Source organism: Actinocatenispora thailandica (assembly GCF_016865425.1).
In the GTDB taxonomy this organism is placed as follows: Bacteria; Actinomycetota; Actinomycetes; order Mycobacteriales; family Micromonosporaceae; genus Actinocatenispora; species Actinocatenispora thailandica.
This window is the reverse complement of record NZ_AP023355.1, coordinates 7,411,624-7,426,695: the sequence shown is the minus strand read 5'-3', so window position 1 is coordinate 7,426,695 and position 15,072 is coordinate 7,411,624. Positions and strand designations below refer to the sequence as shown.

Genomic DNA, 15,072 nt, shown 5'->3' with positions numbered 1-15,072 from the left:
GTGCTGCACGGCGTCGACTCGGCGATGCCGTCCGGCGCCCGGGTGCTGTACAACCGGCTCCGGGACGCGGTCAACACCAGCGACTTCCCGGACGTGTTCAGCGGCCTGACACCGACCCAGGTGCGGTCGGTGCCGCCGCCCGACCCGCAACTCGCCCGATCCGCCGTGGTGCGGCGGCTGCACAAATCGGTGGTGAAGGTGATCGGCGACGCGCCGAGCTGCTCGCGCCGGATCGAGGGCTCCGGTTTCGTCTACTCCCCGCAGCACGTGCTGACCAACGCGCACGTGGTCGCCGGCACCAGGACGCTGGTGGTGGAGAACGAGAACGGCGACCGGCTCGGCGCCACCGTCGTCGCCTACGACTCGCAACGCGACCTCGCCGTGCTGTACGTGCCGGACCTGACCGCGCCGGCGCTGCCCTTCGCCGGCGCCCCGGCCAGCCAGGGCAAGGACGCGATCGTGCTCGGCTACCCGATGGACGGGCCGTACACCGCGGAGCCGGCCCGGATCCGGGACCACCGTGACATCCGCGGCCCGAACATCTACGACTCCGGCACCGTGGTCCGCGAGGTGTACACCATCCGCTCCGAGGTGCGCAGCGGCAACTCCGGCGGTCCGCTCGTGTCCCCGGCCGGCACCGTGTACGGCGTGATCTTCGCGGCCGCCGCGGACGATCCGCAGACGGGTTTCGCGCTCACCGCGGCCGAGGCGGCGCCGGTGACCAGCAAGGGCCGGTCGGCCACCGGCAGCGTGGACACCGGCTCCTGCACCTGACCGCGGTTCGCCGGCGCCGGCCCGGGTGCTCGGCGCGTCACCACCCGAGTACCGCGGGAACGGACCGATGTGGCGCATCGTCGACGACTGCCCGGCGGGCTCGGGCGGGATCGCGGCGACCGCCGACCGGGTCGGTGACGTCGCGGGCACGCTCGGTTGGTGCGCGGGTGCGGCTACGGCGTCAGGTGGGTAGGTTCCAGCGCTGGTTGTCGGCGCCGGTGCAGTCCCAGATCTGCAACCGGGTCCCGTCCGCGGCGCTCGGCCCGGTGGCGTCCAGGCAGCGGCCCGACTTGGTGTTGACCAGCTGCCCGCCGGTACCGACCTGCCACTGCTGCGCCGGGGTGCCGTTGCAGCCGTAGAGCTGGACCGGCGTGCCGTTGTCGGTCGCGCCGTCGGTGACGTCCATGCACTTGCCGAACGCCTGCACGGTGCCGTCGGTACCGACGGTCCACTGCTGCGCCTGGGTGCCGTTGCAGCTGTGCAGCTGGATCGGGGTGCCGTCGTCGGTGGCGCCGCCGGCGACATCGACGCAGGCCCCGCCGTACCCGTCGATCTCACCGGTGACCGGGGCCGGAGCCGTCGGGGTCGGGCTGGCCGTCGGACTCGGGCTGTCGCTCGGCGACGGGGACGCCGGCGCCGGCCGGTGACTGTGCGCCGCGCCGGGCGGCGGCGTCGGCCGGTCCGGCCGGAACCAGGAGGTCGCGGCGCCGACCCCGACGACCAGCGCGACGACGAGCACCGCGGCCGCCGCCACGAGCACCGCGGTACGGGTGTGCCGGCGACGGCCGGCCGGCCGGAGCGCCGGAAGCGCCGGGCGGCGCTCGATCCGGGTCGCTGCCGGCGGTACCGGTGCCGACCCTCGGCCGGGCTGCGTCCCCGCGCCGGCCGGGACGATCACGGCCTGGCTGGCCAGCCGGGACAGCTCGGCCTGCTCGGCGTCGATGCGCCGGTGCACCTCGGCCGGCCAGGGCCGGGCGGTGTGCGGCAGGGCGCCGATCGCGGTGAGCAACTGCCCCGCGGTGGGCCGCGCGGCCGGGTCCTTCGCCAGGCAGCGTGCCGCGATCGAGCGGACCGGCTCGGGCAGCGGGCCCAGGTCGGGGTCAGCGTAGACCACGTTGTAGAGGGTCTGCGGCGCCGACGGGCCGTCGAACGGCGCGCCCCCGGTTGCCGCAGCGACGAGCAGCACGCCGAGGCTGAACACGTCGCTCGCGGCGGTCACCGGCTGGCCGAGCGCCTGCTCGGGCGACATGAAGCCGGGCGACCCGACCAGCCAGCCGGCCCGGGTCAGCTCCGCGCCGGCCGGATGTTCGGCGGAACGGGCGACGCCGAAGTCGATCACCCGGGGCCCGTCCGCGGCGAGCAGCACGTTGGACGGCTTCAGGTCCCGGTGCACCAGCCCGGCCTGGTGGATCTCCACCAGCGCGGCGGCCAGCCCGGACGCCAGCCGTACCGTCGAGTCGACCGGCAGCGGCCCGCCGTCGGCGAGCACCTCGGCGAGGGCCGGGCCGCACACGAACACCGAGGCGAGCCACGGTGTCGGCGCGTCCGGGTCGGCGTCCACCACCGCGGCGGTGCGCACCCCGGGCACCCGGCGGGAGGCGTCGACCTCGCGGCGGAACCGGTCCCGGAAACCGTCGTCGGCGACCAGGTCGGGGCGGACCAGCTTGACCGCGACCAGCCGGCCGTCCGGGGCGCTGCCCAGCAGGACCTGCCCCATGCCGCCGCGGCCCAGCTCCGCGAACAGCGGGTACGGCCCGAGCCGGCGCGGGTCGGCCGGCGTCAGTGGCCGCATGCCGGGCCCGGCGCCGACCGTCGACCGTCACTCTCGGCAGCCGCGCCGACACCAAACCGGGACGAAGGGCTCATGCGGTCAGTTTAGAAGCGAGCAGGTCGAGGCGTCGTCCGGCCACACCAGTACGCCGAACACGCATCCGACGTCCAAGTCGGCACGCAGCAAGGTCGGTGGATAGCCGGCAGCCCACTCGATTCGATCGCCGCGAAACAGTCCACCACCGTGGCGGTCGTTTCCCCGCTGCCGGCGGTCAGGTGCTGTCGCGGCGGGTACGGGCCAGCGCGAGGGCGAGGAAACCGGCCACCGCCACCATCAGCACCGCGCCGATGCCCACCAGTACCGCGGTCTGCGTGTTGCCGGGTGCCGCGGCGCGCGGCGAGCGGGAGACGCTCGGCGTCGCGGTCGGGGCCGCGCCGGCACCGCCGGCCGACGACGCGCTCGGCGCCTCGGTGTCCAGCGGGTTGGCCGCGACCGCACCCACCGAGGCGGTCAGCGCCGCCTCCGGGTCGACCATGCCGAACCCGTACCGGTCGTCCCGGCCGTGCGGCCCCTTGTCGTCGGCGGTGGCGATCAGCCGGTTCACCACGTTCGCCGCCGACATGGTGGGCCACTTCGACCGGATCAGCGCCGCCGTCGCGGACACCAGCGGCGCGGCGAAGCTCGTCCCCTGCACGTGCCAGTACCCGCCGGGCCGGGCGCCGATCAGCCCGTCGGCCGGTGCGGACAGCGCCACCTGCGGGCCGGACACCGAGCCGGACCAGAACGTCTCGTCCGGGTTCAGCCCGGACACCGCGATCACGCCGGACGCCCGCGCCGGGTACCACACGCCCTTGCCGGCGTGGTCCGCCGTGTTGCCGGCGCACGCGACGACCACCACGTCGTGGCCCATCGCGTACCGCAGCGCCGAGTGCAGCGCGTCCGACGACGCCGCGCCGCCCAGCGACAGGTTGATCACCCGGGCGCCGTGATCGACCGCCCACCGCACGCCGGACGCGACGGTCGAGGCGTCGCCGTACCGGTTCTGCGCGTCGAGCACCCGCACCGGCAGGATCTTCGCGTCGTACGCGAGGCCGACCACGCCGTCGCCGTCCTTGCGGCCGGCGATCAGGTCGGCCACCGAGGTGCCGTGACCGACGAAATCCTTGCGCCCGTCGGTGCTGCCGTCCACCAGGTCGATGCCGCGCTCGACCCGGCCGGCCAGGTCCGGGTGGCCGCCGTCGACGCCGGAGTCGAGCACCGCGACGGTCACCCCCGAGCCAGTGGACAGCCGCCACGCGTCGGCGGCGTGCAGCTGCGGCAGCTGCCACTCGTCGGCCCGGACGTCCGGGTCGGCGTGCGCGGCGGTGCCGGGCACCGCGCCGAACAGCGTCGCGAGCAGCACCGCCGCCAGCGCGGCCAGCATCCGGGACAGGACCATCGGTGCGCGGGTGGCCGGCCCGCGCCGTGCCCGGCGGGCGGCGTCGGACCCGTTCCGGCGGCGAGCGGGTAGTGGCACGTCAACGCTCCGGGGCGGGGTCCGGGAGGTCCAGGTCGACCAGTACCGGTACATGGTCCGACGGCCAGCGGTCGCCGTCGTGGAAATCGCCGATCTGCGCGCCGCGGACGGTGACTCCGCGGGTGAGGATCCAGTCGATACGGTCCGAATCGGGACCCGGCGCGCGCCATCCGCCGTACGTGCCCTGCGCTGCTGCACCGACCGCCTCCCAGGCGTCGACCAGCCCGGCACCGGTCAGGATCCGGTGCGGCGCCTGGTCCGGCGTGCAGTTGAAGTCACCGGAGACGACGAGCGGGGCCGTCGGGTCGAGGGCGCCGAGCCGCTCGGCGATCAGCGCCGCGCCGCGCTCCCGGGCCGTCGCCGACTTGTGGTCCAGGTGGGTGTCGAGCCAGTGCAGCTCGCCGCCGTCGGACCGGCGGAAGCGCACCAGGCTGGCCATCCGGATCACCGTGTTGCCCCAGCTCGGGCTGCGCGAACCGGCCTGCTCCGGGGTGTCCGACAGCCAGAAGTGCTGGGCGTCGACCGGCGTCAGCACGGCCGGGTCGTACAGCACCGCGGTCCACTCGCCGCGGCCACCGCTCTCCCGGCCGGCGCCGACGATCCGGTACCGGCCGGAGTCGGCGGCGATCTCGCGCAGCTGCTGGTAGTGGCCCTCCTGGGTGCCGATGACGTCGGCGCCGGCGCGCCGCACCTGCTCGGCCAGCAGCGGCCGGCGCGCCGGCCAGGCCCGCGCGTCGGTGTCCACCGGGTTCTTCAGGTTGTAGGTCATGCCCGTCAGGCGCATGAGCCGGAGGCTACCGCGTCCAGCCCGTACCGTTTGGCGAGCATTCGCGCCGTCTCGGCGAACCGGTCCCGCAGCGGGGCCGGCGACAGCACCTCCACCTCGGCGCCGAGCCGCAGCAGCTCGTGGTGGGCGATCGCCACGCTCTCGATCGGCAGCCGGGCGGTGAGGGTGTCGTCCGGCCCCGGCTCGGCGGTGGCCAGCGCCTCGTCGGCGGCCAGCGCACCGACCGCGTGCCGCAACCCGCGGGCCCCGGCCGGGGTCAGCCGGATCACCGCGGTCTCGGCCAGCATCTGCCGCTCGAACTCGGCCGAGCGCTGCGCCCAGCTCGCGGCCAGGTCGAACTCCGAGTCGCGGACGAAACCGGCGCCGGTCTCGGTCACCTCCTCGAACCGGTCCACCCGGTAGATCCGCAGCGCCCCGTCGACCCGGGCCGCCAGGTACCACACGGACTGCTTGAGCACCAGCCCGTACGGCTCCAGCACCCGCCGGACCGTCTTGTCCCGGCGCCGGTAGCGCACCGCGAGCAGCCGGTCGGCCCAGACCGCGTCGGCCACCGCGGACAGCTCCGGCGTCGCCCGCACCGGCTGGAACCAGCCGGGCGCGTCCACGAAGAACCGCGCACCGACCCGGCTCGACACGTCGGACAGCTCCGCCGGCAGCGCCGCCAGCACCTTCAACCGGGCCGCGGACAGGGCGTCGGACAGCCCGAGCGCCTGTGCCGGAGCCGGCGCGCCGGACAGGAACAGCGCCTCCGCCTCCTCCCGGGTCAGCCCGGTCAGCCGGGTGCGGTAGCCGTCGACCAGCGCATATCCACCGCGGCCGCCCTGCTCGGCGTAGATCGGCACGCCGGACTCGGACAGCGCCCGCACGTCGCGATAGACGGTGCGCTCGGAGACGCCCAGCTCGGCGGCGAGTCGCGGCGCGGTCATCCGACCGCGGGACTGCACCAGCAGCAACAACGAGATCAGCCTGGCCGCGCGCACCGCAACACGGTAGCCACCGGCACCGACACTTTCCGGCCACCGGCCGTGCGGGTACTTCGTCGGCCGGGGGTTGGGGGCCGTGCGGCATGCTGGGTGCCAAGATCCCCGTCCCCGGGAGGCACGCGTGCTCATCGCCCATCTGTCCGACCCGCACATCACCACCGGCCCGCTGGCCGCCGACCCGGCGACCGGGCTGTACCGGGCGCTCGGCCGGGTGCTGACCCTGGAGCCGTGGCCGGACTGCGTGGTGATCACCGGCGACCTGACCGACCGCGGCCAGCCGGCCGAGTACGCGGCGCTGCGCGAGGTGATCGGCCGGTTCCGGCTGCCGGTGCACCTGGTGGCGGGCAACCACGACCTGACCGCGAACCTGGTCGCGGAGTTCGGTGGTGGGAAGGTCGGTGCGGGCGCCCGGGTCGGCGGCGGTCCGGAGCGGGCCAGCTACTCGGTCGACTACGACGAGGCCACCATCGTGGTGCTCGACTCCCAGGTCGACGGCACCGCGGCCGGCACCCTCGGCGCCGACCAACTGTCCTTTCTGGACAGCGAGCTGGCCCGCCGGCCGGAGCTGCCGGCGCTGGTCTGCCTGCACCACCCGCCGATCGACGTCGGCATCCCGTTCATGGACGGCATCCGGCTCACCGACGGGCCGGATCTCGCCGAGGTGATCGGCCGGCACCGCAACGTGGTCCGGGTCCTCGCCGGCCACCTGCACCGTACGGTCAGCGCCAACTTCGCCGGCTCCACCCTCTCGGTGGCGCCCAGCACGTACCGCCAGATCGACCTGTGCACCCGCGCCGAGGCACCGTTCGGCTACGTGCACGAGCCGACCGGCTTCCTGCTGCACGACCTGACCGGGGACACCTGCGTCACCCACCTGGTCCAGGTCAGCCACGCCGCCGCCCCGGTCCAGGGCTACTGAGACGGCCGCTCTGCACCCTTCGGGCCGCCGGACGCCGGGGTCGAGAAGCTGCGCACGACGAGCCGGGCGATCACCACCACCCCTGGCCCGGATGCGGGTAGCCGGTGAGGACGGGCACCGGGACGACCGGGCGCTGCGGTGGCGGCAGCTGGCGGACGGTGCCGTCCGGGAACCGGATGTGGTAGTTCACGCCGTCCCAGAACGCCGGCGGTACGGTCCGGTCCCGGCCGGTGAAGACCTGGCGCAGGCCGATCGCCTTGGTCAGCAGCTCGCGTTCCCGCTCGGCGAAGGTGTCGGCGCCGAAGCCGGACAGCGCCGAGTCCCGGGCCAGCGCCAGGGTGGACAGCGCGAACTGGTACTCCTCCATCGCCCGGGCGCCGTCCGGGCCGGCGACCCGCTTCGCCCAGCGCCGCGCCGCCATCCGGCGCGTCATCGTGGCCAGCGCGGCCAGCTCCGGCGGCGACAGCCAGCCGGCCGGCACGTACGGCCGGAGCATCCGCGCCATCTGCCGCCCCTGCCGGCCGCGCGCCCACAGCGCGACGCCGACCGCGGCGAAGAAGATCGGCGCCATCACCAGCGCGTACCCGGTGAGCAGCGCCTGCGTCCCGAGCGTCGAGATGAGGTTCCAGGTGGAGTGCAGGCTCATCGCGGCGATCCAGCCGGCCAGCGGCGCGAGGTAGCGGACCCGGTTGTCCCGGGCGCGGGCGGCGAGACCGAACCCGATCCCGGTCATCGACGTGAACAGCGGGTGCGCGAACCCGGAGATGCCGATCCGCACCACGAACAGCATCACCACCATCAGCGCGCCGGTGACCGCACCGCCCTCCTTCGAGCCGGTCACGTAGATGCCGCCGAGGTAGAGGATGTTCTCCGCCATCGCGAACCCGGTCGCGGACAGGCCGAAGTAGATGATCCCGTCGACCACGTTGATCGGCTGCCGCTTCCTGCGGTGGAAGAAGTACAGCAGCAGGACCGGCCCGAGCGCCTTCATCGTCTCCTCGATGAACGGCGCGACCAGGACGGCGTCGGCGTTGCCGGACATGCCGGCCCGCTCGAACAGGTACGACCCGAGCGTGTTGACGCCGAGTGCCGCCGAGGTGGCGACGCAGGCGCCCCAGCCGAACACGAACGCCAGGTACTTCCACGGCTCCGGCTCGTAGCGGTCCAGCCACAGGAAGCAACCGACCAGGAACGGTACCGGGATGATCGCCACGGCGAGGCCGATCGCGAACGCCTTCGGGCCGATGTTGGTACCGACGACGAGGATCAGCACCACCGCGCCGGCGACGATCGGCCCGATCACGGCGGCCATCTTCCACAGCCGCACCCAGTCGAACCGGGCCCGCTTGGGCGCCAGTGGCGGGACGATTGCCGAGCCGAACGGCTGCCCCCCGGGCGCCGCGAGCGGTTGCGTGCCAGCTGCCGCGACCGACTGCGTGCCGGGCGCCGCGGGCGACTGCGTGGCCTGCCCCGGCCCGACCGGTCGGGCGGCCGGACCACCGGACGCGGCACCCGCCGGACCGGGCGGCGGGACCACGGGGCCGGGAACCGGCGGCGGCGCGCCGTGCGGCGGCGCCGGCGAACCGGAGGGCCGCGGCGCGGCCGGCGAGCCGGAGGCCGGCGCGGGCGTCCCCGAAACGGGTGCTCCGGGAGCACCCGAGGTCGGCCGGGCCGGCGTGCCCGGGATCGGCGGGCTCGACGGCTGCCGGCCGGGCGGCTCGGCCGCCGGCTGATCGCGCATGGCACCGGACGGACCCCCGGCCGACGGCTTCCCGGCCGACGGGCTCCCGGCCGGCGGCTTCCCGGCCGACGGGCTCCCGGCCGGCGGCTTCCCGGCCGACGGGCTCCCGGCGGACGGGTTCCCGGCCGGCGGGCTCCCGGCCGGCGGGCTCCCGGCCGGCGGCTTCCCGGCCGACGGGCTCCCGGCGGACGGGTTCCCGGCCGGCGAGGAGCGCCAGCTGTCCGGGTAGGCGGACGGCAGCCAACCGGGCGTGTCGACCGGTTCCGCGGCTCGTCCTCGATCGTCCCGGCCGGCATCGCCGGGCACCCCGGCACGGCCGTCCCGGTCGGGGTCACCGGGTGCGCCGGCCCGGCCGGACGCGTCGTCAGCGGACGCGGTGGGGCGGGCCCACGGCGAGTCGTCGCCGCGCCGCGCCGAGTCGTCGGCCGGCTGCCGCGCCGGGTCCGGTGTGCCGGGCGTCCCAGAGGGCGGGAGGTCTGCCATGGCGCCAGCCTAGTGCGGTTATGCTCCCTGGCAGGTCACGAGTGCCAGCGTCAAGCCCCGGCTTGCTGGCCGGCAACCCTCGCTTCCGCGGTGGGGTGCCCCGGGTGAAGACCGGGCCCGCGCGCCAGACGGCGCCGGGCAAGCGCGGACCCGCACGTCACCGGTGGGGTCCCTGGTCCTCCCGGAGGTGTGTTGTGTCCCTGCCTGTCGACCTCGTCCCGCCTGTCGACCTCGTCCCGCCCGCCGGCGCCGTGCCGTCCACCGGCGCCGTGCCGTCCACCGCGCGCCGGCCCCGGCTGGTGCCGGTACCGCGCCGGTCCGAGCCGCTCACGCTCGCCGACGCCGACCTGCAGGTACCGCTGGTGACCGGCGGCACCGTCGGCTACGCGAACTTCGACTACGCGGCGAGCGCGCCGGCAGCTCGGGTGGCCGTCGAGGCGATCACCGACCTGCTGCCCCGGTACGCGAGCGTGCACCGCGGCGCCGGCCTGCCCTCGGCGCTGTGTACCCGCCGGTACGAGCGGGCCCGGGAGCAGGTGGCGCGGTTCCTCGGCTGCCGCGACGACGACACGGTGGTCTTCACCCGCAACACCACCGACTCGACGAACCTGCTGGCGCACGCGTTGCCGGCGGACGCGACGGTCGTGGTGTTCGACTCCGAGCACCACGCGACGCTGCTGCCGTGGCGGCGGCCGGTGCGGCTGCCGGTCCCGGACAGCCCCGCCGACGCGGTACGGGCGGTGCACGCGGCGCTACGCGAGCTGCGGCGCGGCGAGCACGCCCCGGGTCCGCTGCTGCTCGCGGTGACCGGGGCGTCGAACGTCACCGGCGAGATCTGGCCGATCGCCGAGCTGGCTGCGGCGGCGCACCGGTACGGGGCGCGGATCTTCGTGGACGCCGCGCAGCTGGCGCCGCACCGGCCGGTGGACCTCGCCGCGGCCGACATCGACTATCTGGCGCTGTCCGGCCACAAGCTGTACGCACCGTTCGGTACCGGGGTGCTCGCCGGGCGGGCCGACTGGCTCGACGCCGCCCCGCCGTACCTGGCCGGCGGTGGTGCGACCGCGCTGGTCGGCGACGCGACGAACGACGTGCGCTGGTCGACCGGCGCGGCCCGGCACGAGGCCGGCAGCCCGAACGTACTCGGCGCGGTCGCCCTCGGCGCGGTCTGCGCGGCGCTGGGGGCGCCGACCGGGACGCGGCGATCGACCGGGAGCGCCGGCTCACCGAGCGACTGCATGCCGGGCTGGCCGCCATCGACGGCGTCGCGGTGCTGACCCTGTTCGACGCCGGTAGCCCGCGGGTCGGTATCGCCGCCTTCGCGGTACGCGGCCTGGACTCCGACGTGCTCGCCGCGGCGCTGTCCGCCGAGTACGGGATCGGGGTGCGGGACGGCATGTTCTGCGCGCACCCGCTGACCCGGCGGCTGCTCCGGAACGCCGGCGGCGGCGAACTGCCGGGCACCGCGGTACGGGCGAGCATCGGCCTGGGCACCACCACCGAGCACGTCGACCGGCTCGTCGCCGCGGTCCGCCGGCTCGCCGCCGACGGTCCGGAGTGGACCTACGAGCGGCGCGACGGCCGGCCGGGGCCCAGCCCGGATCCCCGCGTCTTCGACTGACTGTGAGGCTTTTCTTCGCAGCCTGATGGTGCTGGGCTGTGGGTCGGCAGCTGCGGGCGTGACCCTTCGCCTGACTGGCTTCGTGCCTTTGCGTGGACTTGTCCGTTCGCGGTTGTCGGCCCCCGGCCCAGTCGGAGTAGGTGGCCTGATCAGGAGCTTGACCGCCGAGCGTTCACGGCGCGCGGCGTGTCTCATCACAGTCCTGCCCGATCTCCGCACCGGACCGGAAACCGCATCCGCTCCAGGCAAGGAGAGAACGCATGACCAGTGTGACTGATCTTCGAGAGATGGTCGATGTCGTCATCGGTGTCGACACCCATGTGCACACCCACTCCGCTGCCGCCGTCGATACCGGCACCGGCGGGGTGGTCGGCCAGATCACCGTGGAGGCCACCGCGGACGGCTATGCCCAGCTGGTGGAGTTCGCCGACCAGCACGCAACACTACGAGCCTGGGCAATCGAAGGCACCGGCGGCCACGGCGCCGGTGCGACCCGGTACCTGCAACACCACGCCGAACTGGTCATCGAACTCGACCGCCCCGAACGAACCAAGCGGCGTAACGGCGCGAAGTCCGACCCGCTGGACGCCATCCGCGCCGCCCGCGAAGCCCTGTCCCGCACCAGGCTAGGCACCCCGCGCAGCGGCGGCGACCGGCAAGCCTTGTCGGTACTGCTGGCCGCCCGTAGATCCGCGATCCACGCCGCGACCGATGCGCAGCGACAGGTGTTCAGCCTGGTGGTCGCGGCCCCGGAACAGATCCGTACCCGTTTTCGTGGTCAGAAACTGCCCGCCATGCTCACCACCGCCTCACACCTGCGCGTTCACCCATCCTGGGACGCAGAAACCACCACCACCGTCACCGTGCTGCGCTGCCTGGCCCGCCGGGCCCACGCCGCGGCCGCAGAAGCCGCCCAACACCAGAAAGCCATCCACGCCATCGTGCGGTCCTGGCGCCCCGACCTACTCCAACGCAAAGGCATCGGACCGATCGTGGCCGCAACCGTGCTCTGCGCCTGGTCCCACCCCGGCCGGATCCATTCCGAGGCAGCCTTCGCCATGCTCGCCGGAGCCGCACCCATCCCCGCCAACAGCGGCCAAACCACCAACCGCTACCGACTCAACCGCCACGGCGACCGACAACTCAACCGCGCTCTGCACACCATCGTGCTATCCCGCATCCGCTACGACCAAGCCACCCGCACCTACGCCGCCCGCCGCACCCGCGAGGGCAAAACCAACCGAGAGATCAAACGCTGCCTCAAACGCTACATCGCCCGAGACCTCTACCGACTCCTCGAATCAGGCAACCCCACCGCCACCCCTTGACAACCCATAGGAGCGTCCCGGCCGGACGGGGGCGGCCAGCGACCCCGGATCGACCGGCCCGGTGGCGGACGGCCGGCGGTCAGCGACCCGCGTTCGGCCGGCGGGCGAATGGGCGGTCGGCGACCCGGGGTCGACCGGCCCGGCGGGCGGCGGTCAGCGCCCCAGGGCGTCGAGTTCGGCGGCGTGCGCGGTGGTGTCGTATTCCGCGCCGCCGAGAGACTGCGCCAGGTGCCGTAGCGCGATCTCGCCGAGCGTGTGCAGGATGTCCATCCGGTCGCCGCCGGCGTCCAGCAACCGGCGGGCCGCCTGCCAGGCCTGCGGCGGCTCGTCCTGCCAGAGCTGCTCGGCGACGACCTCGTGCAGGGTGACGTGCGGGTCGCTACCGTCCGGGTCACCACCGTGCTCGGCGACGATGAGCAGCCGCCGGTCGTCGGGGTCGGCCGGGTCCAACTCGATCTCCTGGCCGTCGAGTTCGATCACCGTCGCCGGCAGCGCGAACATCCGCCGATCCAGCGCCTCGGCGGCCTCCGCGGGGCCCAGGTCGGGCCCGTCCGGGTCGTCCAGCTCCGGTACGTACCGGTCGAGCAGCTCGGCCAGCTCGTCGGGGGACAGCTCGTCGTGCTCCTCGCCGAGATGCTCGCCGCACTCGGCGGCGAGGGTGACCACGTCGTCGACGGCGGCGGCGGGCAGCCCGGCCAACCGCGCGGTGTACCGGGCCCACCCGACGACGACCGCGGGAAACGCGGCGAGCGCCGGCTCGTCCAGCTCGTCCGCGTCGATGCCGCCGTGCAGCAACCGGCCGAGCCGGCCCGGCCCGATCCGCAACGGTCGCTCGTCCTCGTCGGCGCCGAACTCGGCGATCAGCCGGGCCGCGGCGGCCACCGCGGCCGGCGGGTGATCGGCGAGCGGCGCCGCGGCCTCGGCCGAGTCGAGAAACCCGTCCACCGCGGCACCGACCACGTCCTCCGAATCGACGAAGCCGTCCGCCGGGGCGCCGCCCACGCCGCGGTCCGGGCCGGGCGCGGTCGCCGGGCTGCCGGCACCGGGCGCCGGCGTCTCGGCCCTGTCGCCGGGCATGTCCCGCAACCGGGCCAGCGCGAGCGCGCGGTACCGGGGAAGGTCGTCGCTCTCGGTGGGCTCGGCCCATTCGTCGAGCACGGCGAACCCGGCCCGGAGCAGTTGGGCCGCGCGCGCCGGCTCGGTGTCGACCATCGTCGTCACCTCCGCGGACCCGGCGACCTGGTTGGCGGTCTGCGCGAACAGCTCGTCCGGATCGGCGGAGAACCAGGCGTCAGCGACGGCGCCGTACGACTCGTCATGATCGAGCAGCGCGGCCAGCGCGTGCCGTTCGTCGCCCCGGCGGTACGCGCAGAGCACGGTGGTCTGCTCGCCGTACACGTCGGTGACCAGCGCGCAGCGTTCGACGGTGGCCGGGCCGAGCTGGTCGGCCCAGGCCGGCGCGGGCACCCCGGCGTCGACCAGCCGGGTGGCCGCGTCGCGGGCGGCGTCCCGGAGCGGCTCGGTGGTACCGAGGTGGGCCAGCGCGAGCAGCGCCGCGAGCGCTTCGGCGCTGCGCCGGTGCGCCGCGTACCGCACCGCGGCGCGCGGCAGTACCTCCGGGTTCGCCCCGGCCGCCACCGCGCCCCGCCACCAGGAGCCGAGCAGTTCGGAGGTGAACAGTTCCGCGGCGAAGCCGTCGAGCGCCAGGGCGTCCCGGTAGGAGCCGACGAACTCGGCGGCGATCTCGTCGACACCGGGGGCGGACCGCCTGCGGGCGGGCTTCTTCTTGCGTTTCCGGCTGGCCGGGCTCATTCGCCGATCGTGTCAGAACGCCCGGCACGACGTTCGCCCGCCCCGGCAGGGGGCGGGCGATCGTGGCGTCGGATGCCGGCCGGGCGCCCGGCGATCACCGGGTTGCGGCCGGTTCGACCGAGGGTCGGCGCCGTCGATCAGGCGGCGGCGCCGGCGCCGGTCATCGTTTCGCGCAGGCTGGCGAGCGAGCGGGACAGCAGCCGGGAGACGTGCATCTGCGAGATGCCGACCCGGTCGGCGATCTGCGACTGGGTGAGGTTGCCGAAGAAGCGCAGCACCACGATGGTCCGCTCACGCTCCGGCAGCGCGGCGAGCAGCGGCCGCAGCGCGGCACGGTCCTCGACCGTGGCGAGGCCCGGATCGTCCTCGCCGAGCAGGTCCTGTACCTCGGTGGCGGCGGTGTCACCGACACCGACCGGGGTGGACAGCGACACCGCGGTGTACGCGTTGCCCGAGTCGAGGCCCTCGATCACCTCGTCCTCGCTGACGCCCAGGTGCTCGGCCAGGTCGGCGACCGTCGGCGAGCGGCCGAGCCGCTGCGCCAGCGGCCCGGTGGCGTTGGCGATGTGCAGCTTCAGTTCCTGCAGCCGGCGCGGCACCCGTACCGTCCAGCCCTTGTCCCGGAAGTGTCGCTTCAGTTCACCGCTGATCGTCGGTACCGCGTAGCTGGTGAACTCGACGCCGCGGCCCGGGTCGTACCCGTCGACCGCCTTGATCAGGCCGATGGTCGCGACCTGAACGAGGTCGTCGTGCGACTCACCGCGACCGGAGAACTTCCCGGCGAGGTGCCGGGCGAGCGGCAGGTACCACTCGATGACCCGGTCCCGAATCCGGTCCCGGTCGGGGTGGCCGGTGGGCAGGTCGTACAGGCGGGTGAGCAGCAGCCGGCCGGTCTGGTCGGATCCGCGTCGCGCGGTCCGCTGCCGCGGCAGGCTGTCCACAGTGGAATGGCGAGTGAGAGTGGTCTGGGCGGACATGCAGGCTCCTTCGACACCACGGCCGGCACCACCCGGACGCGCGCAGCGAGCCCGGTGGTACAGCGGCCGAACGGGGTTTACGAAGCGCCCGTTGCTTGAGCACTCGGCGGGGTGCGCATCGCAGCTGGCGACGACACACCCGAGATGACCGACATCGCACGGCACGGTGCCGCGGTCACGCCACGCACCAGGCGCGGCCGACCCTGCGAGACGGCCTCGACGACCACCGGCACCACACGGCCCGATGGTCTCGACCACAACCGGAGGTCATCGGCAGGGTTCTCTACCGAAGCCTCGACGGCTGACCGGCCCCACGTTACACGCCCTCCCGGCGACGTCAAGGCCAAGATCGTTTGTCGT

At 74.6% G+C, this 15,072-nt stretch carries 11 protein-coding genes, 1 pseudogene and 1 riboswitch; of the genes and pseudogenes, 5 read left to right on the top strand and 7 right to left on the bottom strand.

Features of this window, described 5'->3' with window-relative positions:
• Nucleotides 1-774: MarP family serine protease (locus tag Athai_RS33765; protein WP_203965225.1), on the top strand; the 774-nt coding region annotated here is incomplete at its 5' end.
• Between the two features lie 181 nt (nucleotides 775-955).
• Here Athai_RS33765 and Athai_RS34640 read toward each other — a convergent pair.
• The 4 genes from Athai_RS34640 to Athai_RS33745 all read right to left on the bottom strand — a co-directional run bounded on the left by Athai_RS34640 (nucleotide 956) and on the right by Athai_RS33745 (nucleotide 5,828).
• Nucleotides 956-2,566 carry a serine/threonine-protein kinase gene (locus tag Athai_RS34640; RefSeq protein WP_239157331.1) on the bottom strand — a complete coding sequence of 537 codons (1,611 nt, stop codon included), beginning with the start codon at nucleotides 2,564-2,566 and terminating at the stop codon, nucleotides 956-958.
• Nucleotides 2,567-2,816: 250 nt separating this feature from the next.
• The gene (gene mycP, locus Athai_RS33755; protein WP_239157330.1) at nucleotides 2,817-3,983 is read right to left on the bottom strand and encodes a type VII secretion-associated serine protease mycosin; all 1,167 of its coding nucleotides are present in this window, start codon (nucleotides 3,981-3,983) and stop codon (nucleotides 2,817-2,819) included.
• 79 nt (nucleotides 3,984-4,062) lie between these two features.
• Complete coding sequence (locus tag Athai_RS33750) at nucleotides 4,063-4,845, bottom strand: endonuclease/exonuclease/phosphatase family protein (RefSeq protein WP_203965223.1); 783 nt, start codon at nucleotides 4,843-4,845, stop codon at nucleotides 4,063-4,065.
• Nucleotides 4,836-5,828 (bottom strand): helix-turn-helix transcriptional regulator, encoded by a 993-nt coding sequence (locus Athai_RS33745; protein WP_239157329.1) that lies wholly within the window; start codon nucleotides 5,826-5,828, stop codon nucleotides 4,836-4,838. Before Athai_RS33745 ends, Athai_RS33750 begins: the two co-directional genes overlap by 10 nt.
• A gap of 124 nt (nucleotides 5,829-5,952) precedes the next feature.
• Between Athai_RS33745 and Athai_RS33740 the strand changes: the two genes are divergently transcribed.
• Nucleotides 5,953-6,750 carry a phosphodiesterase gene (locus tag Athai_RS33740; protein ID WP_203965221.1) on the top strand — a complete coding sequence of 266 codons (798 nt, stop codon included), beginning with the start codon at nucleotides 5,953-5,955 and terminating at the stop codon, nucleotides 6,748-6,750.
• A gap of 70 nt (nucleotides 6,751-6,820) precedes the next feature.
• Here Athai_RS33740 and Athai_RS33735 read toward each other — a convergent pair whose 3' ends face one another.
• Complete coding sequence (locus Athai_RS33735; protein ID WP_420829812.1) at nucleotides 6,821-8,062, bottom strand: PrsW family intramembrane metalloprotease; 1,242 nt, start codon at nucleotides 8,060-8,062, stop codon at nucleotides 6,821-6,823.
• A gap of 427 nt (nucleotides 8,063-8,489) precedes the next feature.
• Here Athai_RS33735 and Athai_RS33730 point away from each other — a divergent pair, with 427 nt between their 5' ends.
• The 3 genes and pseudogenes from Athai_RS33730 (at nucleotide 8,490) to Athai_RS33720 (ending at nucleotide 11,923) form a co-directional block, all read left to right on the top strand.
• Complete coding sequence (locus Athai_RS33730; protein ID WP_203965219.1) at nucleotides 8,490-8,720, top strand: hypothetical protein; 231 nt, start codon at nucleotides 8,490-8,492, stop codon at nucleotides 8,718-8,720.
• A gap of 287 nt (nucleotides 8,721-9,007) precedes the next feature.
• Nucleotides 9,008-9,125, top strand: a riboswitch (SAM riboswitch).
• Nucleotides 9,126-9,321: 196 nt separating this feature from the next.
• Nucleotides 9,322-10,595, top strand: a pseudogene (locus Athai_RS33725) (aminotransferase class V-fold PLP-dependent enzyme).
• Between the two features lie 260 nt (nucleotides 10,596-10,855).
• Nucleotides 10,856-11,923 (top strand): IS110 family RNA-guided transposase, encoded by a 1,068-nt coding sequence (locus Athai_RS33720; RefSeq protein WP_203960659.1) that lies wholly within the window; start codon nucleotides 10,856-10,858, stop codon nucleotides 11,921-11,923.
• A gap of 153 nt (nucleotides 11,924-12,076) precedes the next feature.
• Here the strand turns inward: Athai_RS33720 and Athai_RS33715 are convergent, their stop codons facing one another.
• Nucleotides 12,077-13,735, bottom strand: coding sequence for a hypothetical protein (locus Athai_RS33715; protein ID WP_203965218.1), 1,659 nt, complete (start codon nucleotides 13,733-13,735; stop codon nucleotides 12,077-12,079).
• Between the two features lie 137 nt (nucleotides 13,736-13,872).
• Nucleotides 13,873-14,712 (bottom strand): RNA polymerase sigma factor SigF, encoded by an 840-nt coding sequence (locus Athai_RS33710; protein WP_203965217.1) that lies wholly within the window; start codon nucleotides 14,710-14,712, stop codon nucleotides 13,873-13,875.
• Between the last annotated feature and the right edge of the window lie 360 nt (nucleotides 14,713-15,072).